25 protein-coding genes and 1 pseudogene are annotated in these 25,147 nt (G+C 67.6%); 13 read left to right on the top strand and 13 right to left on the bottom strand.

Going from position 1 to position 25,147, the window contains the following annotated elements:
- Positions 1 to 14: 14 nt before the first annotated feature.
- Positions 15 to 827, top strand: a complete 813-nt coding sequence (locus G6N53_RS11320) for a lysophospholipid acyltransferase family protein (protein WP_163888543.1) — start codon at positions 15 to 17, stop codon at positions 825 to 827.
- Positions 828 to 876: 49 nt separating this feature from the next.
- On the opposite strand, the pseudogene G6N53_RS11325 reads toward G6N53_RS11320, so the two are convergent.
- The 4 genes and pseudogenes from G6N53_RS11325 to G6N53_RS11340 form a co-directional block, all read right to left on the bottom strand.
- Positions 877 to 1,183: pseudogene (locus tag G6N53_RS11325) on the bottom strand (SRPBCC family protein).
- 402 nt (positions 1,184 to 1,585) lie between these two features.
- A complete protein-coding gene (locus G6N53_RS11330; RefSeq protein ID WP_205390358.1) occupies positions 1,586 to 2,020 on the bottom strand; it encodes a hypothetical protein in 435 nt (144 codons plus the stop codon).
- A gap of 182 nt (positions 2,021 to 2,202) precedes the next feature.
- Positions 2,203 to 3,303: a C40 family peptidase gene (locus tag G6N53_RS11335; protein WP_163888545.1), complete on the bottom strand. Its 1,101-nt coding sequence runs from the start codon at positions 3,301 to 3,303 to the stop codon at positions 2,203 to 2,205.
- The gene (locus G6N53_RS11340; protein WP_237166487.1) at positions 3,303 to 3,599 is read right to left on the bottom strand and encodes an ESX-1 secretion-associated protein; all 297 of its coding nucleotides are present in this window, start codon (positions 3,597 to 3,599) and stop codon (positions 3,303 to 3,305) included. Before G6N53_RS11340 ends, G6N53_RS11335 begins: the two co-directional genes overlap by 1 nt.
- Before the next feature lie 64 nt (positions 3,600 to 3,663).
- Between G6N53_RS11340 and upp (G6N53_RS11345) the strand changes: the two genes are divergently transcribed.
- Positions 3,664 to 4,287, top strand: coding sequence for a uracil phosphoribosyltransferase (upp, locus tag G6N53_RS11345; RefSeq protein ID WP_163888547.1), 624 nt, complete (start codon positions 3,664 to 3,666; stop codon positions 4,285 to 4,287).
- A gap of 16 nt (positions 4,288 to 4,303) precedes the next feature.
- Here the strand turns inward: upp (G6N53_RS11345) and G6N53_RS11350 are convergent, their stop codons facing one another.
- Complete coding sequence (locus G6N53_RS11350) at positions 4,304 to 5,794, bottom strand: arylsulfatase (RefSeq protein ID WP_163888548.1); 1,491 nt, start codon at positions 5,792 to 5,794, stop codon at positions 4,304 to 4,306.
- Between the two features lie 136 nt (positions 5,795 to 5,930).
- Here G6N53_RS11350 and G6N53_RS11355 point away from each other — a divergent pair, with 136 nt between their 5' ends.
- Both G6N53_RS11355 and G6N53_RS11360 read left to right on the top strand, forming a co-directional pair.
- A complete protein-coding gene (locus G6N53_RS11355) occupies positions 5,931 to 6,305 on the top strand; it encodes a YidH family protein (protein WP_163888549.1) in 375 nt (124 codons plus the stop codon).
- Entirely contained in the window at positions 6,306 to 6,968 is a 663-nt protein-coding gene (locus tag G6N53_RS11360; RefSeq protein ID WP_163888550.1) for a hypothetical protein, read from the top strand.
- Here G6N53_RS11360 and G6N53_RS30595 read toward each other — a convergent pair.
- Complete coding sequence (locus G6N53_RS30595; RefSeq protein ID WP_163888551.1) at positions 6,916 to 7,509, bottom strand: hypothetical protein; 594 nt, start codon at positions 7,507 to 7,509, stop codon at positions 6,916 to 6,918. The genes G6N53_RS11360 and G6N53_RS30595 overlap by 53 nt on opposite strands.
- Positions 7,509 to 7,805, bottom strand: a complete 297-nt coding sequence (locus G6N53_RS11370; protein WP_237166488.1) for an ESX-1 secretion-associated protein — start codon at positions 7,803 to 7,805, stop codon at positions 7,509 to 7,511. Before G6N53_RS11370 ends, G6N53_RS30595 begins: the two co-directional genes overlap by 1 nt.
- On the opposite strand from G6N53_RS11370, the gene upp (G6N53_RS11375) reads away from it, so the two are divergent.
- Entirely contained in the window at positions 7,792 to 8,373 is a 582-nt protein-coding gene (gene upp / locus G6N53_RS11375) for a uracil phosphoribosyltransferase (protein ID WP_371870815.1), read from the top strand. The genes G6N53_RS11370 and upp (G6N53_RS11375) overlap by 14 nt on opposite strands.
- 80 nt (positions 8,374 to 8,453) lie before the next feature.
- Here upp (G6N53_RS11375) and G6N53_RS11380 read toward each other — a convergent pair whose 3' ends face one another.
- Positions 8,454 to 8,900 (bottom strand): hypothetical protein, encoded by a 447-nt coding sequence (locus tag G6N53_RS11380; protein WP_163888554.1) that lies wholly within the window; start codon positions 8,898 to 8,900, stop codon positions 8,454 to 8,456.
- A 272-nt stretch (positions 8,901 to 9,172) separates the two neighbouring features.
- Between G6N53_RS11380 and G6N53_RS11385 the strand changes: the two genes are divergently transcribed.
- From G6N53_RS11385 to G6N53_RS11395, 3 genes are all read left to right on the top strand, one after another.
- The gene (locus tag G6N53_RS11385) at positions 9,173 to 9,985 is read left to right on the top strand and encodes a helix-turn-helix domain-containing protein (RefSeq protein ID WP_163888555.1); all 813 of its coding nucleotides are present in this window, start codon (positions 9,173 to 9,175) and stop codon (positions 9,983 to 9,985) included.
- Between the two features lie 111 nt (positions 9,986 to 10,096).
- Entirely contained in the window at positions 10,097 to 11,326 is a 1,230-nt protein-coding gene (locus G6N53_RS11390) for a cytochrome P450 family protein (RefSeq protein ID WP_163888556.1), read from the top strand.
- Positions 11,327 to 11,328: 2 nt separating this feature from the next.
- A complete protein-coding gene (locus G6N53_RS11395) occupies positions 11,329 to 12,357 on the top strand; it encodes a methyltransferase (RefSeq protein ID WP_237166489.1) in 1,029 nt (342 codons plus the stop codon).
- 13 nt (positions 12,358 to 12,370) lie between these two features.
- On the opposite strand, the gene G6N53_RS11400 is transcribed toward G6N53_RS11395, so the two are convergent.
- From G6N53_RS11400 to G6N53_RS11410, 3 genes are all read right to left on the bottom strand, one after another.
- Positions 12,371 to 13,828, bottom strand: a complete 1,458-nt coding sequence (locus G6N53_RS11400; protein ID WP_163888557.1) for an ATP-binding protein — start codon at positions 13,826 to 13,828, stop codon at positions 12,371 to 12,373.
- Positions 13,829 to 14,079: 251 nt separating this feature from the next.
- Complete coding sequence (locus G6N53_RS11405; protein ID WP_163888558.1) at positions 14,080 to 15,669, bottom strand: phospho-sugar mutase; 1,590 nt, start codon at positions 15,667 to 15,669, stop codon at positions 14,080 to 14,082.
- 53 nt (positions 15,670 to 15,722) lie between these two features.
- Positions 15,723 to 16,187 (bottom strand): MarR family winged helix-turn-helix transcriptional regulator, encoded by a 465-nt coding sequence (locus G6N53_RS11410; protein ID WP_163888559.1) that lies wholly within the window; start codon positions 16,185 to 16,187, stop codon positions 15,723 to 15,725.
- Between the two features lie 79 nt (positions 16,188 to 16,266).
- Between G6N53_RS11410 and G6N53_RS11415 the strand changes: the two genes are divergently transcribed.
- Positions 16,267 to 17,403, top strand: coding sequence for an AbrB family protein (locus G6N53_RS11415; protein WP_163888560.1), 1,137 nt, complete (start codon positions 16,267 to 16,269; stop codon positions 17,401 to 17,403).
- Here G6N53_RS11415 and G6N53_RS11420 read toward each other — a convergent pair.
- Entirely contained in the window at positions 17,349 to 18,140 is a 792-nt protein-coding gene (locus tag G6N53_RS11420) for a purine-nucleoside phosphorylase (protein ID WP_163888561.1), read from the bottom strand. The two genes, G6N53_RS11415 and G6N53_RS11420, sit on opposite strands and share 55 nt — an antisense overlap.
- Positions 18,141 to 18,180: 40 nt before the next feature.
- Here G6N53_RS11420 and G6N53_RS11425 point away from each other — a divergent pair, with 40 nt between their 5' ends.
- The 4 genes from G6N53_RS11425 to G6N53_RS11440 all read left to right on the top strand — a co-directional run bounded on the left by G6N53_RS11425 (position 18,181) and on the right by G6N53_RS11440 (position 24,564).
- Entirely contained in the window at positions 18,181 to 19,359 is a 1,179-nt protein-coding gene (locus tag G6N53_RS11425; protein ID WP_163888562.1) for a M20 family metallopeptidase, read from the top strand.
- Entirely contained in the window at positions 19,356 to 20,528 is a 1,173-nt protein-coding gene (locus G6N53_RS11430) for an amidohydrolase (protein ID WP_163888563.1), read from the top strand. The genes G6N53_RS11425 and G6N53_RS11430 overlap by 4 nt, the downstream gene beginning before the upstream one ends.
- A gap of 168 nt (positions 20,529 to 20,696) precedes the next feature.
- Entirely contained in the window at positions 20,697 to 23,561 is a 2,865-nt protein-coding gene (locus G6N53_RS11435; protein ID WP_163888564.1) for an MMPL/RND family transporter, read from the top strand.
- Positions 23,562 to 23,676: 115 nt separating this feature from the next.
- Positions 23,677 to 24,564 carry a type IV toxin-antitoxin system AbiEi family antitoxin gene (locus G6N53_RS11440; protein WP_163888565.1) on the top strand — a complete coding sequence of 296 codons (888 nt, stop codon included), beginning with the start codon at positions 23,677 to 23,679 and terminating at the stop codon, positions 24,562 to 24,564.
- 66 nt (positions 24,565 to 24,630) lie between these two features.
- Here the strand turns inward: G6N53_RS11440 and G6N53_RS11445 are convergent, their stop codons facing one another.
- The gene (locus tag G6N53_RS11445) at positions 24,631 to 25,104 is read right to left on the bottom strand and encodes a gamma-glutamylcyclotransferase family protein (RefSeq protein ID WP_163888566.1); all 474 of its coding nucleotides are present in this window, start codon (positions 25,102 to 25,104) and stop codon (positions 24,631 to 24,633) included.
- Positions 25,105 to 25,147: the final 43 nt, after the last annotated feature.

A 25,147-nucleotide genomic window follows, 5' to 3' on the forward strand; every position in this document is an offset into this window, starting at 1 on the left:
TCAGCCCGTCGCGCATGGCTGAGGACCCGGAGTCGGTGATCGCGAAGTGGGACGCGTGTCTTACTCGGCGGCTCGTCGACCTGACCCGCCTCATCGTGAAGACCTATTTCCGTTCCCAGGTAACGGGTTTGGAGAACATCCCCGCCGGGGCATCGCTGATGGTGTCGAACCACTCCGGCGGATTGGTCACCTTCGACCACTCGGTGATCGCGGTCGACTACTACCGGGCGTTCGGGTACGACCGGCCGCTCTACGTGCTTGCCCACGACAACTTCTTCCGCGGACCGGTGGCCGACTTCTTCGAGCGCACCGGTGTCATCCGCGCCACCCCCGAAAATGCCGAGGCGGCGCTCGCGACCGGCTCTCCCGTGCTGGTCTTTCCCGGCGGCGACTACGACGTCTACCGGCCGACCCGGCAGGAGAACGTCATCGCCTTCGGTGGCCGTACCGGCTACGTTACGACGGCGATCGAGGCGGGTGTTCCGATCGTTCCTGTGGTGTCCGTCGGTGGGCAGGAGAACCAGCTCTACCTGACCAGAGGTACCTGGCTCGCGCGGACGCTTCGGCTGACGGCGTTGGAGCGCAGGCTCTTTCGGACAAATATCCTGCCTGTCACCATCGGTTTCCCGTTCGGTCTCAGCGTGGTGTTACCGGTCAACATGCCGCTGCCCACGAAGATCGTCACGCGGGTACTGCCGCCGATCGACATCACGACCGAGTTCGGCGACGATCCGGATGTGCGGAAGGTCGACGCGCATGTGCGTGCGGTGATGCAGCACGGCCTCGTCGAGCTGGCACGTAAGCGGCGACTGCCCGTGCTGGGGTGACGTCGTTGTGGTGGCGCGCACCGAACCGATTCTCGGTCGGTGTTCACCCCTACTCCCGCAGCAAACCGGCGAGGTGTTTGAGCGAGTTGTCCAGGTGCTGCCGGTCGAATGGCGGGAACCCGATGTGTTCACGAATGGTCGGCGGCACCGCCGACCAGTCATACGTCAGGGTGACCTCGGTCCGGTCGTCACCGAGCGGCTCGAGATCGTGCGGTCGGCCGGTCGCCGTCGAGCGACTCCCGCACCCAGCCGGTGCCGTCGATCGCTTGATGAGTGGTCGGGTCGGCCAGCACCGCGAACACGGTTTCGGCGGGCACATTGACGATGCGCACGCTGCACATGGATTCGTCTGTCATGCCCATACCGACTGGCGGCGGCTCGGGCAATCATCGAGACGGAGGGAGATCCGCGACCCGCCGAAGCCGCTATCGCTACGCCGTCGCCCGCCAGAACCCCTGAAAACCCTGACCGGCGTTGGCGGTTCTGATCGGCGACAGCTGCACCGGGTCACCGGCCTCGGCGAGTGATCAAAAGCGGTACAGATCCGATCTACCCGCTGAGCAGCAGAGGAACCAAACCAACCATCACCACCACCAGCTCCGGGCCCAAGAAGAGGGGACCTCGTCGACCTCGACTGCTGGCAGTGAGGATGAGGATCCCGCCGTCTACGGCATCAGCGATCTGTTGGTGGAGCAAGTAGGCCCCACAACGCAAAAGCGACCCCGCTCCTGGACAGCCAGGGCGGGGCTTCTTCTTGCTCAGGAGACGGTGGCGCAGAGCCGAAACATGGTTGCGTCGAGGTCGGACTCGTCGAATCGTGGATCATCTCGACTGACAGTGATGTTGGGGGTCTCCTGACCGTCTATGGTCTTCCTGCCCTGCGGGTCACACCAGACCACCACCTGGTTGCTCGCCTGCTGCTGCGGCAGCGGAAAGATCAACGCTAAGCCGATGACGGGCAGCGCGACCGCGCAGAGGCACAGCACGAACTGCTTGCCCTTCCCCTGGGCGTAGTACCAGCGCGCAAAAGAATCTCCCCGTTGCCCCACGAGCCGAGAGTAGAAGGTTCGGTCGAGCTTCACCACGTGATCTCGCCAGGACGGTGCAGGGGCGTACAGCCGGGTCGCAACGGCTGACCGCAGCCAGAGCGCCAGCACCGTCGGCACCAGCCTGAGACACCCGGCGTCAATCATCACCGTGAACTTCGGATTTCCCTGTCTGCTAGCTAGGCCTGGATGCAGTCGGCGACGCTACGCCTCCCGGGTTCGACCATCATGTTGTGGCCCATGCCGGCGGTCGCATTGACCTCTCTGATGGAAATCGTGCTTTGGTGTTCTGCGCCGAGGATGCCCGAGCCTGTCGGAACGAAGGGCGGTCAGGCCGTCGGCCGCCAGAAGCCCTGAAAACCCTGACCGGCGTTGGCGGTTCTGATCGGCGACAGCTGCACAGGATCACCGGCCTCGACCATCATGCCGTTGCCGACGATCATCGCGACGTGGCCGTCCCACACCGCAAGATCGCCGGGACGCAACGAGCCGGCGTCGACCGTCGCGCCGATGTCCTGCTCCTGGGCCAGCCGCGGAAGGTTCAACCCCGCTTCTCCGTACGCCCACTGGGTCAGGCCACTGCAGTCCAACCCGACGCCCGGTGTGGTGCCGCCCCACTGGTAGGGCACCCCGAGCTGGGTCAGCGCATGTCGGACCGCGCCGGCGGCAACCGCGTTCGGTGCCATCACCACGGTTCCGTCGGGCAGTCGCACCGCCACCCCCTCCCCGAAGGCCCCCGCGTCGGCGGTCTCCGCCAGGTCCGCACGGGTGAACCCCGACATCTCCGCCGTGCCACCGCCGGCCCCGCTCCAGCCCGGCGCACCCAGCGGGGCGCCGCCACCGCCGCCGAAGCCGGAGCCCATCCCGGAGCCCATCGCCGGGCCGCCGCTGAACCCCGCCGGCGCGGTCGCGGCTGGGGCGCCGGGCGCCTGGGCAGCCACGGCGGCCGCGTGCCCGTCCAGTTCAGCGATCAGCCCCTCGACCACCGCGACCGCGTCGGCCAACGCGTCGCGCGCCGCGGTCAACAGCTTCTCGGCGACGCCCGGGGAGTCCAGGTGCGGTTCCAGCGCGCCGGCTCGCGCTTCGAAGTCGTCGACGATCGCCTGCAGGCGTTGGTGCGCCGCCGCCACCGACTCCGTGGCCCGGCCGGCCGTGACGCCCAGGCCGGACGCTCGTTCGGCCGCCTCGTCGATCGCCGCGGCCGTCGTCGCCGCGAACTGTGCTGCGGCGTCGGATCCCGCGCCCGCCCACTCGGCCGACGTGCGCTGCCAGGCTTGTGTGGCCGAGTGCGCAACGTCGGCCAGCATGTCGCGCGTCGCGGCGAGCGCCGCGGCGGGGTCGGCCGCCGGGTCTCCGGACCATCCGGGACCGACCAGCGCCTGCACCCGGCGGATCGGCGTGGACAACGCCGTGATCAGCGCGCTGGGCATCACCAGTCCCCGGTGAGCCGGGCTCCGGCGGCGGCGTCGGCTCCCTCGTAGACCTGTGCCGTACTACGGGCCGCCGGGTCTGCCGCCGCGATGGCGCTGCCGAGATCGGTGATGGTGCCTGCCTCCCGGTCGATCGCTCGGGCCAGGGCGGCCTGGAACCGGGCGCCGACCGGCCCGAGCAGCGCAGCGGCGCCGGCGTCGAGCGCGGTCAGCCGGGCGGCGGCGGCCATCAGGTCCGCCGCGTGGCCCGACGAGGCCGACCCGTAGGCGCGGATGAACTCGGTGTCTGCAGACAAACGCGCGACCATGGAAGTTAGGACGCCGGGGAAGCCGGATCGGTTCCCATTAGGGTCGTCATCCATGGACGTTCGCGTTGTGGACCATCCGCTGGCCGCGGCGCGGCTGACCACCCTGCGTGACGAGCGCACTGACAACGCGGCGTTCCGGGCGGCGTTGCGCGACCTGACGTTGATGCTCGTTTACGAGGCGACCCGCGAGCTGGCGGTCGACACGGTCGCCGTCCGCACGCCGATGGCCGACACCGCCGGGACGAAGCTGGCCAACCCGCCCCTGCTGGTGCCGGTGCTGCGGGCCGGTCTGGGCATGGTGGATCAGGCGCACGCGCTGATCCCCGAGGCCCGGGTGGGTTTCGTCGGTGTGGCCCGCAATGAGGAGACCCATCAACCGACGCCGTATCTGGAGTCGCTCCCCGAGGATCTCAGCAGGCAGCCGGTGATCGTGCTCGACCCGATGTTGGCCACCGGTGGCTCGATGGTGCACACTCTCGAGCTGCTGTATGCCCGCGACGCCGTCGACGTCACCGCCATCTGTGTCGTGGTCGCCCCGGAAGGGATCGCCGCGGTCGAGAAGGCGGCGCCGCGGCTGCGGTTGTTCACCGCGACCATCGACTCCGGCTTGAACGACATCGCCTACATCGTCCCGGGTTTGGGCGACGCCGGCGACCGGCAGTTCGGGCCACGCTGACGCCGGCCGCAACCCATCACGCGTCGACGCCGCCTGCCTGTAGCTTTTTCATCACCTGCTCGAGGTTGAAACTGGCGGATTCCTGACGCTGAGGGAATTCGACCAGAGTCTTCAGCATTTCGGCGACGTAGGCCTGTGCTGGTGCGAAAAGCCAGACGCGGTCGAGCATCCAGTCGTAGTAGGTGTTCGACGTGATGTCTGCCCGCTCGTAGGGGTCGGTGCGCAGATTGAACAGCTTCGGTGCACGCAGCTCGGTGTAGGGCTCGGCCCAGATCTGCAGCGTGCCCGGGCAGCGCTGTTCGAGGAACACGACCTTCCAGTTGTCGAACCGCAGGGCTGTCAGATCGCCGTCGTCGGAGACGTAGAAGAAATGCTGGCGTGGGCTTTCGTCGGTCGCGCCGGTGATGTACTCCAGCTGGTTGAGTCCGTCGAGGTGGACTTTGTAGCTGGATCCGTTCAGCTCGGTTCCGGCCCGCAATCGGTCCGCGATGTCGGGGTCGCCTGCCGCGGCCAGCAGTGTGACGAACCAGTCGTTGTGGCTCACGATTCCGGTCAGCACCTTGCCTGCGGGCACCCGGCCCGGCCAGCGTACGAGGGCCGGAACCCGGTAGGCGCCCTCCCAGTTGGAGTTCTTCTCGTTGCGGAAGGGGGTCATCCCGGCGTCCGGCCAGCTGTTCATGTGGGGACCGTTGTCGGTGGAGTAGATGACGATCGTGTCGTCGGCGATGCCCAGTTCGTCGAGCAGGTTCAGCAGATCGCCGACGATGTCGTCGTGGTCGAGCATGGTGTCGTGGTATTCGGACTGCCATCGTCCGGAACGGCCGATGCTCTCCGGTTTGGGGTGGGTGCGGAAGTGCATGTGGGTCGAGTTGAACCACACGAAGAAGGGGGTGCCCGCGTCTTTCTGGCGCCTGATGAAATCGATGGCCGCATCGCGGAATTCCTCGTCGCAGGTTTCCATCCGCTTCCGGGTGAGCGGGCCGGTGTCTTCGATGCGCTGGGTTCCGTCCGCGTTGGCCCAGGTGTGCAGGACGCCACGCGGCCCGAACTTCTTCCGGAACTCCGGGTCCTTCGGGTAGTCGACGTTCTCCGGCTCTTCTTCGGCGTTCAGGTGATACAGGTTGCCGAAGAACTCGTCGAACCCGTGCATGGTCGGCAGGAATTCGTCCCGGTCACCCAGATGGTTCTTGCCGAACTGGCCGGTGGCGTAGCCCTGCGCCTTCAGCGCTGTCGCGATCGTCGGGTCCTCGGACTGCAGCCCGAGGGGAGCCCCCGGCATGCCGACCTTCGTCAGACCGGTGCGGTACGGGTTCTGTCCGGTGATGAAGGCGGCCCGTCCCGCGGTACAGCTCTGCTCACCGTAATAGTCGGTGAAGCGCGCGCCTTCGGCGGCGATCCGGTCGATGTTCGAGGTCTGATAGCCCATCACCCCGTCGCTGTAGCAGCTGAGGTTGCTCTGGCCGATGTCGTCACCCCAGATGACGAGGATGTTCGGTTTGTCGCTCACGAGTGCCCACCTTTCCTAGCCGGGCATTCCACCTGCAGCGACGTACTGAGCGCGCTCTCTTGATGCCGGCGATGGGATAGTACGCTCGCATTTACGCCGGCGTTGATTTCTCTGCCGAACGGGATGTGACGAAGCTATGACCGACGAACTGGACGCGAACACCCGCCTGGCCGCGCAGCGCACGCGACTCGCTCAGGAACGCACGCTGATGGCCTGGGTGCGAACCTCGACATCCTTGATCGCGTTCGGTTTCACGATCTATCAGATCTTCCGGTACCTGTCGGCGTCGGAGCGCCTGCGTGACCCGCTGATCAGCCCCACGGTGTTCGGCACGACGATGATCCTGATCGGTCTGGTCGCCCTTGTGCTGGCCTGGGTGCAGCACCGTCAGGACATGAAAACACTGCAGGAAGCCTTCGGGCCGGCGCCGTTCTCGATAGCGAGTGTGGTCGCCGCACTGATCGCCGCTCTGGGCGTCATCGCCCTGCTGGGCGTGGTGCTGAGGGTGTAGATGTCCGGTCAGGAATCCCCATCTCAGTTGCGGCGCTTGACCACACCGCGGTCGGCGGCTGTGGCCGGTGTCCTGTTCGCGGTGCTGTTCGCCGCAAGCCTGGTCCTGATGCGCAGCGCGATTCCTGACGATCCCTTCGCTCAGATCGGGTGGGTCAGCAGCGGCCGGGCCCGGATCGGCGCGGCGCTGGTGCTGGCACCGGTCGCCGGGATCTCTTTCCTGTGGTTCATCGGGGTGATGCGCGATCTGCTGGGCGACCTCGAGGATCGCTTCTTCTCGTCGGTGTTCTTCGGCAGTGGATTGTTGTTCCTCGCCATGACGGCGCTCTCCATGGCGATCGCGGGAGCCATCGTGATGACCGCGGAGGTACCCGCCGTGGCGACCAACGGCCTGATCTATTTCGGTCGATCGCTGATGCTGCAGGTCAGCAACGTGTGGGCGCTTCGGATGGCGGCGGTGTTCATGGTCTCGCTGGCCACCATCTGGATCAGGACCGGGCTGATGCCCCGCTGGCTGGCGGTGCTCACCTACCTGCTGGCCGCGATGTTGATCGTGGTGGTCAGCTTCAGCCTGTGGATCACGCTGGTGTTTCCGGCCTGGGTGTTCGGGATCAGCGTGTTCGTGCTCCTGGTTCGTCACCGCGACGGCTCGAAGCCGGGCTGACCCGCCGGTCACCGAAGGTGACCGCCACGGAGTCCTGCACCTCGGCGGCCCGCGCGCGGGCCTGCTCCAGCTGCCCTGCGCAGCGAATCTCGATGTAGCACTTGAGTTTCGGCTCGGTGCCCGATGGCCGCACCACCACCCGCACCGTCACCTCGTCGTCGCCACCGGTGAACACCAGCGCGCCGGCTCGCGCTTCGAAGTCGTCGACGATCGCCTGCAGGCGTTGGTGCGCCGCCGCCACCGACTCCGCGGCCCGGCCGGCCGTGACGCCCAGGCCGGACGCCCGTTCGGCCGCCTCGTCGATCGCCGCGGCCGTCGTCGCCGCGAACTGTGCTGCGGCATCGGATCCCGCGCCCGCCCACTCGGCCGACGTGCGTTGCCAGGCTTGTGTGGCCGAGTGCGCAACGTCGGCCAGCATGTCGCGCGTCGCGGCGAGCGCCGCGGCGGGGTCGGCCGCCGGGTCTCCGGACCATCCGGGACCGACCAGCGCCTGCACCCGGCGAATCGGCGTGGACAACGCCGTGACCAGCGCGCTGGGCATCACCAGTCCCCGGCGAACCGGGCTCCGGCGGCGGCGTCGGCTCCCTCGTAGACCTGTGCCGTACTACGGGCCGCCGGGTCTGCCGCCGCGACGGCGCTGCCGAGATCGGTGATGGTGCCGGCCTCCCGGTCGATCGCTCGGGCCAGGGCGGCCTGGAACCGGGCGCCGACCGGCCCGAGCAGCGCAGCGGAGCCGGCGTCGACCGCGGTCAGCCGGGCTACGGCCACCATCAGGTCAGCCGCGTGACCCGACGAGGCCGACCCGTAGGCGCGGATGAACTCGGTGTCTGCAGACAAACGCGCGACCACCGACAACGCGGCGTTCCGGGCGGCGTTGCGCGACCTGACGTTGATGCTCGTTTACGAGGCGACCCGCGAGCTGGCGGTCGACACGGTCGCCGTCCGCACGCCGATGGCCGACACCGCCGGGACGAAGCTGGCCAACCCGCCCCTGCTGGTGCCGGTGCTGCGGGCCGGTCTGGGCATGGTGGATCAGGCGCACGCGCTGATCCCCGAGGCCCGGGTGGGTTTCGTCGGTGTGGCCCGCAATGAGGAGACCCATCAACCGACGCCGTATCTGGAGTCGCTCCCCGAGGATCTCAGCAGGCAGCCGGTGATCGTGCTCGACCCGATGTTGGCCACCGGTGGCTCGATGGTGCACACTCTCGAGCTGCTGTATGCCCGCGACGCCGTCGACGTCACTGCCATCTGTGTCGTGGTCGCCCCGGAAGGGATCGCCGCGGTCGAGAAGGTGGCGCCGCGGCTGCGGTTGTTCACCGCGACCATCGACTCCGGCTTGAACGACATCGCCTACATCGTGCCGGGTTTGGGCGACGCCGGCGACCGGCAGTTCGGCCCGCGCTGACCCCCGCCGGAACTGTATTCCAGGCGGCGTAACGCGCCAAAACCGCACGCGGAATACAGTTCCGGCGGAGGGGTGGTCCTTCAGAGAGCGGACAGCGCCGCGCGTAGTCGACCATCCAGATCGCCGTTGCCGCACAGGTAGAACGGCCCAGCGCCGTCGGTCAATACCCGGCGAAGCCGGGCCATTCCCACGGCCGTCACCGGACTGGGCGACTGCAGGCGATCAACAATCAGTCTGACTGTGTCCTCGGCATTGCGGATGTTGTGGTGATGCAGAGGTAGCCGCGGGGACAGCCACCAGCGGCGGTCGTGGGCGCCGACGACCGCCCGGTGAAGCGAACGCGCAATGCTCTGTCGCTCTCGGCGGGATCTCAGCCGGTCGGCGTGGAGCGCCAAGGCGGTACCGGCCTTGCCTGTGAAACCGAGGGAGAGTTGCTCATCGAAGCGGTTGGCGAAGGTCCACGCCGCGACGCGAGCGGTCAGGGAACCGCTTCCGGGACTTCGGAGGGCGGTGGGTGATTCGGACACGATTCTTCCTTTCGCGAAGATGTTGTCATTGTTGGCAATTCAGTTCCGGATTGCGCAGCGTCGCCACCTCGAGGGTCGGTTGACGACAGTCAACGCCTTCGCGGCCGGCAACGAAAGGCACGAACTCACCTAGGAAAGATTCGGCCACCCTGCGGAGGTGAGATCGGCTCTCTCGATGACGGCGCAGTGGCGGCTCCCGCCAGGCGTAGTCACAGGTCAGCCAGTCGATCAACGGACCCGCGCTGGCTCTGAACCTGTGACACACTCCGAATATGGTGATGGGGAACGATCCGTTGGCGGAGTTCCTGCGTTCATGCCGCAGCAAGCTCCAACCCGACGATTTCGGGCTCCCGCGGGGAAACCGGCGCCGTGTCGCTGGTCTGCGCCGGGAGGAAGTGGCGATGCTGGCCGGCATCAGCACCGACTACTACCACCGGATCGAACAGGGCCGGGAACGACCGTCGGATCAGGTGCTCAACGCGCTGTCCCGGGCGCTGCGGCTCAGCCCGGACGCAGCCGCCTACTTGTGCAATCTCGCCTCTGACAACGGAAGCCGTGATCACATACCGAGGCTCGATCGGCCGCTGCACCCTGCGCTGCAGGATCTTCTCGACGGCTGGCCGCTGTCCCCGGCGCACATCCACGATGTCACCGCCACCGTGGTGCTGGCCAACGACCTTGCTGCGGCGCTGTCGCCGACCTTTGCGCAGGGGTCCAACCCGCTGCGCAGTCTGTTCCTCGACCCCACGACCCGAAATCTCTACCGCAACTGGGACGGGCTGACCGCCTGGGCGGTGCGGTGGCTGCGCTCGTTCGTGGGCGACAACCCGGTGGCCGGTCTGCACGCGCTGATCGACGATCTGAAAGCCCGCAGCGAGCGGTTCCGCACGCTGTGGGAGGCCTACGACGTCAAGGGGCACGCCAGCGGGCTGCTGCTGTTGAACCACCCTGCGGTCGGTCCGCTCGATCTGCATTTCCAGCATCTGACGCTGCGTGGCAGCGACAACATCATGGTGGTCTATTGGGCCGAACCGGGGTCGCCCTCGGACGCTGCTTTGCGTGAGTTGGCTGACGCCGCCCTTTGAGCCGAAGCTGGCCGGGCCGGAACTAGGAAAAGTTCAGCCTGGTTGTGCGGGCGGCGAGGATTCACGCTGGTTCGGGTACGTTCCGACCCGACCCGAAGAAGGCCAGAAAGCATGCTGCGTCTTGGCAACTCGTTCATCCAGAACCCGCATTCGACCTACGCGCAGATGCGCCGGCAGGGTCCTGCCCAACCGGTGATGATGTGGGGCGGGGTCCGGGTCTGGATGGTCACCCGGTACGACCAAGCCCGCGCCCTGCTCGCCGACCCGCGAGTGAAGAAGGACGGGCCTACCGCAACCCGGTTGTTCCCGCCCGGAACCGACGGCTCGATCGGATCGGTCCTCGGCGACAACATGCTGTTCAAGGACCCGCCGGACCACACCCGCCTGCGCCGCTTCGTCACGGCGGCGTTCACGGCGCACTCGGTCAAGAGGCTGCGGCCGACCATCGTGAGGATCGCCGACGACCTGCTTGCGGGCTTCGGCACCGAGGCCGACGTCGATCTGATGCAGACGTTCGCCCAACCGCTGCCGGTCCGCGTCATCGGGGAGCTTCTCGGAGTGCCCCCGGCCGGGCAGGACACGTTCCTGTCGCTCGTCATTCCTATCTTCACGAGCACCGATACCGATGAGTTACATGCTGCACAAAAGGAATTGACCGATCTACTGCAGGGCATCATCGCGGCCAAGCGGAATGATCCGGGAGAAGACGTCCTGAGCAGTCTCGTGCATCACCGCGACGACGGGGATCGGTTGTCGGAGAGCGAACTGCTCGGCACCGCGTTCCTGCTCATCATCGCCGGATACGACACCACGGTGAATCTGATCGGTAACGGAATCCATGCGCTGTTGCGGCATCCGGACCAATTGCAGGCAGTGCGCGCAGACCGACGGCTGCTGCCGGCAGCGGTAGAGGAGATCCTGCGCTACGAGAGCCCACTCAACACCGCCACGGTTCGTTTCACGGCCGAACCGATCACCCTCGGACACATCGAGATTCCCGCTGGGGAGCTGCTACTGATTGCCCTGCTCGGTGCGAATCGCGACGACGAGCGCTTCACCGACCCCCATCGGTTCGATGTTTCCCGGCCGCAGAACCGGCACATCGCGTTCGGGCATGGCATCCACCACTGCGTCGGTGCTCCGCTGGCCAGGATGGAAGGGGAGGTCGCGCTGGAGCGCCTGCTCGACCACTACGAAGACATCCGGCTGACGGACACCGGGCCGTTGACGTACCGCCCGACCACGCTGATGCGGGGCCTGCAGGCGTTGCCGGTCACCGTGAGGACCGCCGAACCCGAACGCACGCCCGCTGCTGACAAATCGACACAAAAGGACTGCTGACAATGACAACCACCCCCGCGCCGTCCGTTCTCCAGGACTACGAACGCATGATGGGCATGCTGACCGGATTCTGGGTCAGCCAAATAGTGCGTGCCGCTGCGGTGTTCAACCTGGCGGACCATCTCGCGGCGGGTGCTGACACACCCGATGCGATCGCCGAATTCGAATCGATTGATCTCGACGCCACGCGGCGTTTGATGCGGACGTGCGCCTCGCTCGGCCTCGTCACCTCCACTGACGGAATCCACTTCAGCGCCACCTCGCTGCTGGCCACGCTTCGCAAGGACGATCCGAATTCGTTGCGCGGCATGATCCTTGCGACCGGCGCGCCCGGCCACTGGCTGACCTGGGGGCGCTTTCCGGATGCCGTCCGCAGTGGTGGCCAGCAGGTCATGGCTGCACACGGGACATTCGAGACGATCTTCGACTACTACGCCGCTCACCTCGACGAGGCAGGCCTTTTCACCGAGGCCATGTCGAACCTCACGGCGGTGGCGGCGATCGAGATCGCGAAGGTGATAGACACGTCGGAGGTCGACTGTGCCCTGGACGTCGGCGGCGCGAGCGGCGAAGTGATCCGGGCGATGATGCGGGCCAACCCGGTCCTGCACGGCGGCGTCTTCGACCTGCCGCACGTGGTGCCCGACGCGGCGGAGGCCGCACGCAGCGACGGATTGCTTGATCGTTTCACTGCGTTCGGCGGTGATTTCTTCGAGTCCGTTCCGTCTGCCGACCTCTACGTACTCAAGTACATCCTGCATGACTGGGACGACGAGAGCTGCATCCGGATCCTGAAGAATTGCCGTGCGTCGCTGGAGGAAGGCGGCCGCATCGTCGTGATCGACTACCTCGTTGGAGAATTGGGTGCACCAGGTCCGGCGCCGCTCATGGACCTGAACATGCTCGTGATGACCGGCGGCCGGGAACGCGACACCGCCGAGTTCGACGCCCTGTTCGAATCGGCCGGGCTCCGTCGCACCACCGTCGGCCATGGTGGACCATTTGCAATCATCGAAACAGTGCCGATCTGACGGGGGTGCCGGGTCAACCAGTGGCGGAAGTCGCCGGTGCGGCCGCATTCAACGGCAGCGTCGTGATGAACCGGGTGTTGCCGGGAGAGGATTCTGCCCACAAGGCTCCGCGATGCCGTTCGACGATGCGGGCGGCAATGTCGAGTCCGAGTCCACTGTTCTCACCGATCGGTTTCGTCGTGAAGAACGGATCGAACACTCTCAGGAGTAGATCGTCCGGGATGCCGGGCCCGCTGTCGCAGACTTCGATGCGAACGACGTCATCTTCGCGACGCGTACGGAGCGTGAGAACACCGCCCTGCACGGTGTGGAGAGCGTCGAAGGCATTCTGCATGAGAGCGGTGAAGACCTGGTTCAGTTCAGCTGGATAGCATGGCACTGCAGGTAGATCGGGCTCGAAGTCGCGCACCACCGTCAGGTTCGGCCCGAGGCGATGCGGCAGCATCGCCAGAGTGTCTTCGAGAAGATCGTGCACGCCGGCGAGGTCGAAAGGCGCACGGTCCAATTGGGAATACCGTTTGGCATGGTCGACGAGTACGGATATCCGTTTGGTCGCATTGGTGACCTCGGTGAGTAATTGTTCGGCCTCGATCGTCGTGCACAGCCACTGGATCGCTGAGTCCAGCGCGGTGGGCGTCGCACCGCATGGCGAGGCGGCGACCCTTTCGAGCCACTCGACTTCGACACCTGCTTCGGCAAAGGTGGCCGAGAGCTCCCAGGGCTCGCTCACCCCGTGCTCTTCGAGCCACTCGCCGATGGTTTCCTCGAGGTCGGAGGTCTCCACTGCGGTGCGTTCGTTGGGTGTGGCGGCGAGCTCGGCGAACCGATCTTGAAGATCTACGAGGTGCGCTGCCGCCTCCATCGAAATGGCCTGGTTGCGGAGATCGAGTCCGCGGTGGCGAAGTGACGAGATGCGCAGCCGCAGTTCCGATGCCGCACGAACTGCGGCAGAGGCGGGATTGTTCAGCTCATGGGTGAGGCCGGCTGTCATCTGACCGAGCTGGATCAGCCGGGCGCTTGGTGTCAGGATGCGGGTTGCATGTTCGCGACCGCGCGAGTGCGCGATCAGCAAATGTGTAGCCATCGAGAACTCGTTGTGCAGGAACTGTCCGAGCGTGGTGGCGTCGAGCCTGAAGAGCCGCGACGGCCTGATCAACGAGGAGGTGTTCTCGTAGACAAGGCGGTCATCGAGCAGGAAGGCCGACCAGGCACCGCAGTACCACCCAGGGGTGGATCCCCGCCAGAATTCGATCTCTCTGTCTCCGGAACGTTTTGAGAGTGCGATCTCACCCTCGAGCAGCACGTAGAAAAATCGCGCCGGCTCGCCTTCTTGACAGAGCACGCCGGGACCGTGTGCCACTTCCCGACCGTCACGGTGCAGAGCTTCGAGCTGAGATTCGGTGAGGTTCTCGAAGAGGAACAGTCGGCGCAGTTCATCGATATCGCCTGAAGTCCCTGACTCATCGGCCATCGCCGGCATCCTCGCAGTGATAAGGGCGGGGACGACAACACATCGGCCCTACCGTCGGCTACCACGCCGTGAACTCGTTGGAGCAACTCGCAGCCAACAACCACGGCGTCGTCAGGAGATCTTAAGCACTCTGACCGTGATATGAGCAATGACCGAGTGCGGTGAACAAGCCGCTGTGCTCCGCCGTTGGTGCGGCCTGGGTGGCACTGTGGACCCTAGGAGAAATCCGGCCTGGTTGGCGGTGGGACCGATCATCCCCACTCGCGTACGGCGGTGGTAGCCGCGTCCTGCAGTGCGGATGCTCGGGCGCGAGCGGGCTCCAGCTCGCCGGTGCAGCGAATCTCGATGTAAGACTTCAGTTTCGGCTCCGTCCCGGACGGACGAGTCACCACCCGAACCGATGTGGTGTCGTCGCCACCGGTGAACACCAGAGCATCGGTGCGTGGCTGCAGGTCGGTGACGGTGACGTCGAAGCCCGCCACTGACACCGGTGGGTGGCTTCGTAACCGGGCCATCACCTCGATGGCCTCGGCGGGTGAGTCGACCCGGCGGGTGACGGCGGTGGTGGTGTGCACGCCGTGGCGGCGAGCCAGGTCGTCGAGGGCGTCGAGGGCGGTGCGTCCCTGATCGCGCAGTGCAACAACAAGATCGCAGACCAGTACGGCTGCGCTGATCCCGTCCTTGTCGCGGACCGCTGCGGGGTCCACGCAGTGCCCGATCGCCTCCTCGTAGGCGTACACCAGCGTCCCGTCGAGATCGTCGGCGCGTGCCAGCCACTTGAACCCCGTGAGCGTCTCGACGTGCCGCGCGCCGTAGGAGGCGGCGATACTCGCCAGCATCTGTGAGGACACCACAGTACTGGCCACCACACCCGGATCCTGACAACCGGACAGGATGTATTCGCCGAGCAGCCAACCGGTTTCGTCTCCGGACAGCATGCGCCAGCCGGTCGGGGTGGGAACCCCGATCGCGCACCGGTCGGCGTCGGGGTCCAGCGCGACGGCGATCTCGGCGTCGACGTCGGCGGCCAGCGCGAGCAGTTGGTCGGCGGCACCGGGCTCTTCCGGGTTGGGGAAGGCCACGGTCGGGAAATCTGGATCCGGTGCGAACTGGCTCTTGACGACGTGCACATCGCCGAAGCCGGCCAGCGCCAGAGCATCGAGGGCGAACTCGCCGCCGACCCCGTGCATGGGTGTCAGCGCCACCCGCACCGACCCGGTGGTGCGGCGGACGGTCGCGGCACGTTCGAGGTAGCTGCGCATCTGCTCGGCGCCGCCGAACGGCACTGCCGCTCTCGGTATCTCGTCGGCGGGCGGTGCTGCTGCGATGGCATGCTCGATGTCGAGGTCGGTGGGTGCGACGATCTGCAACCCGCCGGCGAGATACACCTTGTAGCCGTTGTCCGTGGCCGGGTTGTGTGATGCGGTGATCTGCACGCCCGCGGCGGCGCCCATGCTGCGGACGGCGAACGCCACGACGGGCGTAGGCACGGGGGAGAGCATCAGCGTGACGGAAAATCCCTGGGCGGCGAAGACTTCGGCGGCAGCTCTACCGAACTCTGCGGAACGGTGGCGAGCGTCGTAGCCGACCACGACCGCGGCGCCGGGGGACCGGTCACCGAGAACCTGGGCCACCCCCCAGGTCGCGCGCAGCACCACCGCAAGGTTCATGCCGTTGGGCCCGGCGCGCAGCGGACCGCGCAGGCCCGCGGTGCCGAACGTCAGCGGCCGGGCGAAACGGTCGGCGAGTTCGTCGTCGTCACAGGCTGCGAGCTCGGCGGCGGAGGCCGGGTCGGGGTCGTGGGCGACCCAGTCGGCCACGATGCGCGACAGCTGCCCCATCAGCTCACCTCATCAGAGGCGGATCGGGCGCGCAAACGTACCCTCAAGGTCGCTCACCGGGCCGGATTCGCCTCGGTATCGGCCTCGGCCAGCTTGCGCAGAATGGGTGCCACCAGCATCAGCAGGTCGAACTCCAGCGGCGACAACGTGTCGCGCATGGTGTCGCGCAGCCACGCGTCGCGTTCGGCACGGTCGGCGTCCAGCAGCGTCGCGCCCGCTGTGGTCAACTCGACGAGCTGGCGGCGGCGGTCGGTGGCATCGGGGCGACGGCCGATCAGCTCCCGCGATTCCAACTCGTTGAGCGAATCCGTCAATGACTGGACCCGCACCTGCATACGCGCCCCGAGCTCGGCGGGGGTGGTGACACCGGCGCGGCTGATCTCGCCGAGCAACTGCATCTGGCTCAGCGTCAGTCCGTTGTCGGGGCGGTGCCTGCGCATCTGCCGGGCGACGGCCATCAGCGACTCCCGCAGCTCGGTGGCCGCTGAGGACGCCGGAATAGAGCCACTGGTGAACATTACCAAGTTATACCTTGGCAACAAGCCAAGAATCTACTGTTTGAGATCTTGAAATCACAAGCGCATACTTGGCATTAGAATGCGTCGAATACTTCGGTGGGTGCTGCTGGCGGCGGTGACGGTTGCCGTGACCGTGCCGTTGACCCTCCTCGGTGTGCCTTCGGCCGCGCTGTTCGCGGCGTTGGTGGTGGGCATCGCGCTGGCGCTACTCGCGGCCGGACCGGCAGGAGTCCCGCGCAGGCTCGGCGTCGCCGCCCAGGGTGTGCTCGGCGTGTACATCGGCACGATGGTGCACGAGGACGCCCTCGCCGCGCTTGGGGGCGACTGGCCCATCGTCGTCGGGATGGCTGTCGCGACGCTCGCGCTCAGCGTCGTGGCGGGAGCGCTGCTGGGCCTGCACCGTGACGTCACCCCGCTGACCGGGTCGCTGGCGTTGGTGGCCGGCGGTGCCTCCGGGCTGGTGGCCATCGCGCGCGAACTGGGCGGCGACGACCGCGTCGTCGCGGTCGTGCAGTATCTGCGGGTGGCGCTGGTCACCGCGTCGATGCCCGTCGTCGTCACGCTGATCTACCACGCGGACAAGTCCCGCCCCGACGCCGCAACCGCGCCCGCCGAGCAGGCCGCGTGGTGGGATGTCGCCGCCGGGGCGGCTCCGTGGTATCTGAGCATCGGCATGGTGATCGTCCTGGTGCTGGTCGGCGGCACCGTCGCCAGGCTGATCCGGCTGCCGGGCGCCGGGTTGCTCGGCCCGCTCGCGGTGACTGTCGCGCTCGAGGTCAGCGGCCTGTCCTTCGGCCTGTCGGTGCCGGTGCTGCTGGTCCAGGCCGGCTATCTGTTGATCGGCTGGCAGGCGGGCCTGGCCTTCACCCGCGACGCGCTGCGCACCGTGGGGCGGCTGCTGCCCGCCGCCATCGGCCTGATCGTGGTCCTGACGGTGGCGACCGCGGGCCTGGGGGTGCTGTTGTCCCGCGTCACCGGCCTGAGCCTGCTCGAGGGCTACCTGGCGACCAGCCCCGGCGGGGTGTACGCCGTGCTGGCCACCGCGGTCGAGACCGGCGCCAACGTCACGTTCATCATCGCCGCCCAGGTGGTGCGGATCCTGCTGATGCTCTTCGCCGCGCCGTTGCTGGCCCGCGCGGTGGTGTGGGTGAGCCGCCGGCGTCAGAGACGCGCGATCACCGAGGACAGCAGAGAGCCCATCCGGGTGGCCGACTGACGGCCGGCCTCGAGCACCTCGGTGTGGCTGAGGGGCTGACCGGTCATGCCGGCCGCCAGGTTCGTCACCAGCGAGATGCCCAGCACCTGGGCACCGGCCGCGCGGGCGGCGACGGTCTCATGCACCGTCGACATGCCGACCAGGTCAGCACCCAGGGTGCGCAGCATCCGGATCTCGGCCGGGGTCTCGTAGTGCGGACCCGGCAGTCCCGCGTACACGCCCTCGGCCAGCGCCGGTTCGATCTCGCGCGCGATGGCCCGAAGCCGCGGCGAGTACGCATCCACCAGGTCCACGAACTCCGCACCCACCAGCGGCGAACGCGCGGTCAGGTTCAGATGGTCGCTGATCAGCACCGGCTGGCCGACCGCGTAGTCGGGACGCAGTCCGCCCGCCGCGTTGGTCAGCACCACGGTGTGCACACCCGCCGCACAGGCCGTGCGCACCGGATGCACGACATGGCGCAGGTCATGACCCTCGTAGGCGTGGATTCTGCCGACGAGCACCAGGACCCGGTGCGCGCCGACGTGCAGTGACAGCACCTGCCCGCCGTGCCCCTCGGCACTGGGCGGAGTGAAGCCGGGAAGCTCGCTCATCGGGACGACGGCGGTCGCGTCGCCGAGTTGTGCTGCGGCCGGGGCCCATCCGGATCCGAGCACCACGGCGACGTCGTGCGCGTCGACGCCGGTGCGTTCGGCGACGGCGGCCGCCGCGCGCCGTGCATCCTCGGCCGGGGTCATGCCCCGCAGCTTAGTTCGCCGGCAGTGAGATACTGCCAGCATGCCAACCGCCGCGCCGTCCTGCGTCGAGGACGCAGTGAACCGACGTCGCAGCGATCTGATCGAGCTCTCCCATTCCATCCACGCCGAGCCTGAGCTGGCGTTCAACGAGCACCGCAGCTGCGCCAAGACCCAGGCGCTCGTCGCCGAGCGCGGCTTCGACATCACCGCGGAGCCGGCCGGTCTGGACACCGCGTTCCGCGCGTCCTACGGCAGCGGTTCGCTGGTCGTCGGCATCTGCGCCGAGTACGACGCGCTTCCCGAGATGGGGCACGCCTGCGGGCACAACATCATCGCGGCCTCGGCGGTCGGCACCGCGCTGGCGCTCGCGGAGGTCGCCGATGAGCTCGGCCTGACCGTGGTGCTGCTCGGCACTCCGGCCGAGGAGGCGGGTGGGGGCAAGGCATTGATGCTGCAGGCCGGCGTGTTCGACGACATCGCCGCGACGGTGATGTTGCACGCCGGACCCATCGACATCGCCGCGGCACGCTCGCTGGCGCTGTCGGAGGCGACGATCCGCTACGTCGGGCGGGAGTCACACGCCGCCGTCGCCCCGTATCTGGGGATCAACGCCGCCGACGCCGTCACGGTCACCCAGGTGGCGATCGGGTTGTTGCGTCAGCAGTTGGCGCCGGGGCAGATGATGCACGGCATCGTCACCGACGGCGGACAGGCGCCCAACGTCATCCCGGCACGCGCCGAGATGCGCTACGCGATGCGCGCAACAGACTCGGAGTCGTTGCGCGAATTGGAATCCCGGATGGCGGGCTGCTTCGCCGCCGGGGCGGTGGCCACCGGCTGCGAGCACGTCGTGACCGAGGCGGCGCCCGCGTACGCCGAGCTGAAACCCGATCCGTGGCTGGCCTCGGCGGTGCGGGCCGAGATGGTGCGACTCGGCCGGTCACCGGTCTCGGAGGACGTCGAGGCGGCGTTGCCGCTGGGCAGCACCGACATGGGCAACGTGACCCAGGTGATGCCCGGGATCCACCCGATCGTCGGCGTGGAGGCCGGTGGCGCGTCGCTGCACCAACCGGCGTTCGCCGCCGCGGCCGCATCGCCGAGTGCCGACACCGCGGTGATCGAAGGGTCGATCATGCTGGCACGCACCGTGGTGGCGTTGGCCAGCGACGACGCCCAGCGGGACCGGGTGCTCGAGTTGCAGCAGGGGCGGACCTCATGAGTTCGCTGGCTCACGCGGCCGCGCGCTGGCTGTCGGAGCACCATGACGAGATGGTCGGGTGGCGCCGCCACATCCACGCCAACCCCGAGCTCGGCCGGCAGGAGTTCGCCACCACCCAGTTCGCCGCGTCGCTGTTGGCGGACGCGGGCCTCAACCCCAAGGTGCTGCCCGGCGGCACCGGTTTGACGTGCGATTTCGGCCCCGAACACGGGCCGCGGGTGGCGCTGCGCGCCGACATGGACGCACTGCCGATGGCCGAGCGGACCGGGGCGCCGTACACGTCGGTGGTGCCTGGCGTCGCCCATGCCTGCGGCCACGACGCGCACACCGCGGTGCTGCTGGGTGCGGGTCTGGCGCTGGCGTCGGCGCCGGAGCTGCCCGTCGGTGTCCGGCTGATCTTCCAGGCCGCCGAGGAGCTGATGCCCGGCGGCGCGATCGACGCGATCGCCGCCGGGGCGCTGACCGGGGTGTCGCGGATCTACGCGCTGCACTGCGATCCGCGCCTGGCAGTCGGCAGGGTCGCGGTGCGGCCGGGGCCGATCACGTCGGCGGCCGACCAGGTCGAGGTGACGATGCACTCACCCGGTGGGCACACCTCGCGCCCGCACCTGACCAGCGACCTGGTCTACGGGATGGGCACGCTGATCACCGGCGTGCCCGGGGTGCTGTCGCGGCGCATCGACCCGCGCAACAGCACGGTGATGGTGTGGGGCGCGGTCAACGCCGGGGTGGCCGCCAACGCGATCCCGCAGACCGGCACGCTGTCCGGCACCATCCGCACCGCCAGCCGCGAAACCTGGCTGACGCTGGAAGGCATTGTGCGGGAGACGGTCTCGTCGCTGTTGGCGCCGTTGGCCATCGAGCACACGGTGCTCTACCGACGCGGGGTGCCACCGGTGGTCAACGAAGAGGTCTCCACACGGATCCTCACCCACGCCATCGAGGCGATCGGCCCGGACGTGCTGGCCGACACCCAGCAGTCCGGCGGCGGCGAGGACTTCTCCTGGTATCTCGAAGAGGTGCCCGGTGCGATGGCGCGGCTCGGGGTGTGGAGCGGTCGGGGTCCGCAACTGGACCTGCACCAGCCCACGTTCGACCTCGACGAGCGCGCGCTGGGCGTCGGGGTGCGGCTGCTGGTCAACCTGGTCGACAAGAGCGCGACCGCGTGACGGTGGTCCAGATCACCCTTGCGTCCCGCGGCGTCGCAGGCCACCACTTGGCCGCCCGGCTTGCCAACCGAGACCAAAATGGTTAGCCTGGCTTTGCTTATCGGATAATTCCGGCCGAACACGGCAGCGCCGTAACGACTTTCGGCTCAACCCCGAAGGAGTCGTACGGTGGAAGGGCCCAAGCCGCACTTCTACGGTATCGCCCGGCTCATCCGTCTGGCGTCCATCCCGATCATCCTGATCTGGATCGGCGTCGCCGCCTTCCTGAACATCTCGGTACCGCAGCTCGAGGACGTCGGAAAGCTGCGGTCGGTGTCGATGAGCCCCGAGGACGCGCCTGCCGTCATCTCGATGCAGCGCATCGGTGAGGTCTTCGAGGAGTACGAGTCCAACAGCTCGGTGATGATCGTGCTCGAAGGCGAGGACACCCTCGGCGACGACACCCGCGCCTACTACGCCGACCTGATCGCTGCGCTCGAGGCCGACACCCGCCACGTCGAGCACGTGCAGGACCTGTGGAGCGACCCGCTCACCGCCTCAGGCGCGCAGAGCTCCGACGGCAAGGCCACATACTTCCAGGTGTATCTCGCCGGCAACCAGGGTGAGGCTCTGGCCAACGAGTCGGTGAAGGCCGTGCAGGATCTGGTGGAGAGCAGCCAGCCGCCCGACGGTGTCAGCGCCTACGTCACCGGGGCGTCGGCGCTGGCCGCCGAACAGGAGACGGCCGGGCACGAGAGCATGCGGCTGGTCGAGGCGCTGACGTTCCTCGTCATCACGATCATGTTGGTGCTGTTCTTCCGTTCCATCGTCACCACCCTGCTGATCCTGGTGATGGTCGGGCTGAGCCTGATGACGGTTCGCGGCGCGGTGGCGTTCCTGGGTTTCCACGAGATCATCGGCCTGTCGACGTTCGCGACCAGTCTGCTGGTCACGCTGGCCATCGCGATCGCCGTCGACTACGCGATCTTCCTCATCGGCCGCTATCAGGAGGCCAGGGGCAAGGGCGAGACCCCGGAGTCTGCGTACTACACGATGTTCGGCGGCACCGCGCACGTGATCGTCGGCTCCGGCCTGACGATCGCCGGCGCGACGTTCTGCCTGAGCTTCACCCGGCTGCCCTATTTCCAGACTCTCGGCGTGCCGCTGGCGCTGGGCATGCTGGTGCTGATCTTCGTGGCGTTGACGTTCGGTCCAGCGGTGGTGACCAGCGCCAGCAGGTTCGGTCTGCTGGAACCCAAGCGTGCCATGCGGGTGCGCGGCTGGCGCAAGATCGGCGCGGCCACGGTGCGCTGGCCGGGGGCGATCCTGGTGGCCAGCATCGCCGTGTCCCTCGTCGGGCTCCTGGCGCTGCCCGGCTACCAGACCAGCTACAACGACCGGAACTACCTGCCCGACGACATCCAGTCCAACGTCGGTTACGCCGCCGCCGAAAGGCACTTCTCGCCGGCCCGGCTCAACCCCGAGATGCTGATGGTCGAGACGGATCAGGATCTGCGCAACCCGGCCGACTTCATCGTCATCGAGAAGATCGCCAAGGCGCTGTTCGGGGTGGAGGGCATCGGCCGGGTGCAGACCATCACCCGCCCCGACGGCACCCCGATCGAGAGCACCTCGATCCCGTACATCATGAGCCGCCAAGGCGGCACCCAGGAGCTCAACGAGAAGTACATGCTCGACCGGATGGACGACATGCTCGTCCAGGCCGACGCACTGCAGAACACCATCAACACGATGGAGCGGATGCAGGCTCTGATGACACAAATGGCCGGGATCACGCAGAACATGGTGACCAAGACCAAGACCATGGCCGCCGACATCACCGAGTTGCGGGACAACATCGCCAACCTCGACGACTTCCTGCGGCCGATCCGCAACTACTTCTACTGGGAACCGCACTGCTACAACATCCCGGTGTGCTGGTCGATTCGCTCGATCTTCGATCTGATCGACGGCACCAACCTGCTGACCGATGACGTGCAGGAGCTGGTGCCCGAGCTGGAGCGGCTTGCGGCGCTGATGCCCCAGCTGATCGAGTTGATGCCGTCGCAGATCGAGTCGATGAAATCGCAGCGCGACATGATGCTGACGATGCAGCAGACGCAGAACGCGCAGCTCGAGCAGCAGGCCGCCATGAGCGAAGGCGGCACGGACATGGGCGACGCGTTCAACGAAGCCTGGAACGACGACACCTTCTATCTGCCGCCGGAGGCCTTCGACAACGCCGACTTCCAGCGCGGCATGGAGCAGTTCATCTCGCCCAACGGGCATGCGGTGCGGTTCATCATCGCCCACGAGGGTGACCCGCTGTCGCCGGCCGGCGTCGAAAAGATCGACGCGATCAAGACCGCGGCCAAGGAGGCCATCAAGGGCACCCCGCTGGAGGGAGCCCGGATCTACCTCGGCGGGACCGCGGCGACGTTCAAGGACATGGCCGACGGCACCCAGTACGACCTGCTGATCGCCGGGATCGCGGCGATCGGGCTGATCTTCATCATCATGCTGATCCTGACGCGGGCGATCGTGGCCGCCGCGGTGATCGTCGGCACGGTGGTGCTGTCGTTGGGCGCATCGTTCGGGCTGTCGGTGCTCGTCTGGCAGCACCTGGTCGGCATCGAACTGCACTGGATGGTGCTGCCGATGGCGGTGATCATCCTGCTGGCGGTGGGTGCGGACTACAACCTGCTGGTGGTGTCGCGGCTCAAGGAGGAGGTGCACGCAGGTCTGCACACCGGCCTGATCCGCACCATGGGCGGCAGCGGCTCGGTGGTCACGGCGGCGGGGATGGTCTTTGCCCTGACGATGATGACGATGGCGATCAGTGACCTGACGATCATCGGTCAGGTCGGCACCACCATCGGCATGGGGCTGATCTTCGACACGCTGGTGATCCGCTCCTTCATGACGCCGTCGATCGCCGCGCTGATGGGTCGCTGGTTCTGGTGGCCGCAGCGGATCCGGCTGCGCCCGCGCCCGGTTCCGTGGCCGCCGCCGTTGCAGCGCGAGCGCGCGGGTCTGCACACCGACACGCCGTAATTCCTGGCATTTAGCGCGCGCTCGTCGCCGCCGAGTTCTGCACAATCGCGCGTTGATCCACAGATGGCCGTCGACGCCCGCCGGAATGGGCCGCCGTCGCCGCACGATGGCCGCCATGAACGACGACATCATCGCGCTGTTCGACACCCAGGGCGGCGTCGCGACCAGCGGCCAGATCCTCACCCTCCTCACCCGGCGACGGTTCGAGGCGGCAGTGAACACCGGTGTCCTGGAACGGATGTGGCAGGGCATCTACTGCCTCGGTGAAGCCACCGACGAGCTGCGGCTGCGGGGTCTCGACCTGTCCTGCGGCAGGCCGGTGGCGGTGTGCCTGGGCACGGCTGCGGCCATGTTCGGCTTCGACACCGAGGAACCCCCCGTGCTGCACGTCCTCGACCCTCCCGGGTGCGCGTTGCGCAGCGCCGACGGTCTCGTGGTGCATCGTCGTGACGGTGCGCCGTTGGTGATGCGTGACGGCCGCCGGGTCACCGCGCCTGCGTGGACGGCCGTCGAGGTGGCTCGCAGCCTGCGCCGTCCGCGAGCGCTGGCCACCCTGGACGCGGCACTACGCAGCAGGACGTGCACGCTGCCCGACCTGTGGCGTGCGGCGATCGAGCAGAAGGGACGCCGGGGCATCGTCGCGGTCCGCAACCTGCTGCCTTTGGCGGACGCCCGGTCGGAGTCGCCGATGGAAAGTGAGGCCCGGCTGGCCATGCTCGACGGTGGGTTGCCGGTCCCGGAGTTGCAGTACGAGATCGTCGACGGCAACGGCGAGCTGCGCAGGCTCGATTTCGCCTGGCCCGACTCGCGGGTGGCCGCCGAGTACGACGGTGTGGCCTGGCATTCCGGCGCGGAGGCGATGCGGCGGGATCGTCGTCGGCACAACGCGCTGCAAGATGTCGGCTGGGCGGTTGTCCCGATCGTGTTCGAGGACGTCCGGTATCGCTGGTGGGAGATGGTGGCGCGCATCGACGGCCAGTTTCGTCTCACTCGCGCGGCGTGAGCGCGCGCGAAATGCCAGGAATTACGGCGCGCCGACGTGCAAACACGCGCGTTCGCGGGGCAACTCTTACGTGCCCGGGCCGATGTTGCTGGCCGGGCGGGTCCGCAGGTCGTGGACGTATTCGGCAGGAGCACCGGCGATCTCGGCGGCCTCGGCCATCACGCCCAGGTACCGCGCCGACGGGATCCCGCCCTCCCAGGCGTCCACCACATACAGCCACGCCAGCACCGGGTCGGTGTCGGTGTCCGACGACAACCGCTCCACCCGGCACCGGATCTTCTTGTGGAACCCGAGTTCGGAGCCCTCCCAGCGGTCGAGGTTCTCCTCGTCCTCCTTGGTCATGTCGTAGAGCACCACGAACACCTTGGAGTTCGGATCCTCGACGACAGTGGCCAGCGCGCCCTCCCAGAAGATGTCCGCCCCGCCGAACGTCAGCCGCCAGCCGTGCAGCCACCCCGTCCCGGCCATCGGGGAGTGCGGCGCCCGCTGCTGCATCTGCTCGGGATGCATATTCGATCCGTAGGCGGCGTAGATCGGCACGCGAGCAGCTTAGTCGCATGGTGTTCGGCGGGCCGACATCCGG

Origin of the sequence: Mycolicibacterium hippocampi, assembly GCF_010723735.1 — a bacterium.
Lineage (GTDB): Bacteria > Actinomycetota > Actinomycetes > Mycobacteriales > Mycobacteriaceae > Mycobacterium > Mycobacterium hippocampi.

Coding starts and splice junctions, on each gene's coding strand:
- G6N53_RS11320 (WP_163888543.1), top strand. CDS start 15: ATGGCTGAGGACCCGGAGTCGGTGATCGCGAAGTGGGACGCGTGTCTT.
- G6N53_RS11330 (WP_205390358.1), bottom strand. CDS start 2,020: ATGATTGACGCCGGGTGTCTCAGGCTGGTGCCGACGGTGCTGGCGCTC.
- G6N53_RS11335 (WP_163888545.1), bottom strand. CDS start 3,303: ATGCCCAGCGCGCTGATCACGGCGTTGTCCACGCCGATCCGCCGGGTG.
- upp (WP_163888547.1), top strand. CDS start 3,664: ATGGACGTTCGCGTTGTGGACCATCCGCTGGCCGCGGCGCGGCTGACC.
- G6N53_RS11355 (WP_163888549.1), top strand. CDS start 5,931: ATGACCGACGAACTGGACGCGAACACCCGCCTGGCCGCGCAGCGCACG.
- G6N53_RS11360 (WP_163888550.1), top strand. CDS start 6,306: ATGTCCGGTCAGGAATCCCCATCTCAGTTGCGGCGCTTGACCACACCG.
- G6N53_RS30595 (WP_163888551.1), bottom strand. CDS start 7,509: ATGCCCAGCGCGCTGGTCACGGCGTTGTCCACGCCGATTCGCCGGGTG.
- G6N53_RS11385 (WP_163888555.1), top strand. CDS start 9,173: ATGGTGATGGGGAACGATCCGTTGGCGGAGTTCCTGCGTTCATGCCGC.
- G6N53_RS11390 (WP_163888556.1), top strand. CDS start 10,097: ATGCTGCGTCTTGGCAACTCGTTCATCCAGAACCCGCATTCGACCTAC.
- G6N53_RS11395 (WP_237166489.1), top strand. CDS start 11,329: ATGACAACCACCCCCGCGCCGTCCGTTCTCCAGGACTACGAACGCATG.
- G6N53_RS11400 (WP_163888557.1), bottom strand. CDS start 13,828: ATGGCCGATGAGTCAGGGACTTCAGGCGATATCGATGAACTGCGCCGA.
- G6N53_RS11405 (WP_163888558.1), bottom strand. CDS start 15,669: ATGGGGCAGCTGTCGCGCATCGTGGCCGACTGGGTCGCCCACGACCCC.
- G6N53_RS11410 (WP_163888559.1), bottom strand. CDS start 16,187: ATGTTCACCAGTGGCTCTATTCCGGCGTCCTCAGCGGCCACCGAGCTG.
- G6N53_RS11415 (WP_163888560.1), top strand. CDS start 16,267: ATGCGTCGAATACTTCGGTGGGTGCTGCTGGCGGCGGTGACGGTTGCC.
- G6N53_RS11420 (WP_163888561.1), bottom strand. CDS start 18,140: ATGACCCCGGCCGAGGATGCACGGCGCGCGGCGGCCGCCGTCGCCGAA.
- G6N53_RS11425 (WP_163888562.1), top strand. CDS start 18,181: ATGCCAACCGCCGCGCCGTCCTGCGTCGAGGACGCAGTGAACCGACGT.
- G6N53_RS11430 (WP_163888563.1), top strand. CDS start 19,356: ATGAGTTCGCTGGCTCACGCGGCCGCGCGCTGGCTGTCGGAGCACCAT.
- G6N53_RS11440 (WP_163888565.1), top strand. CDS start 23,677: ATGAACGACGACATCATCGCGCTGTTCGACACCCAGGGCGGCGTCGCG.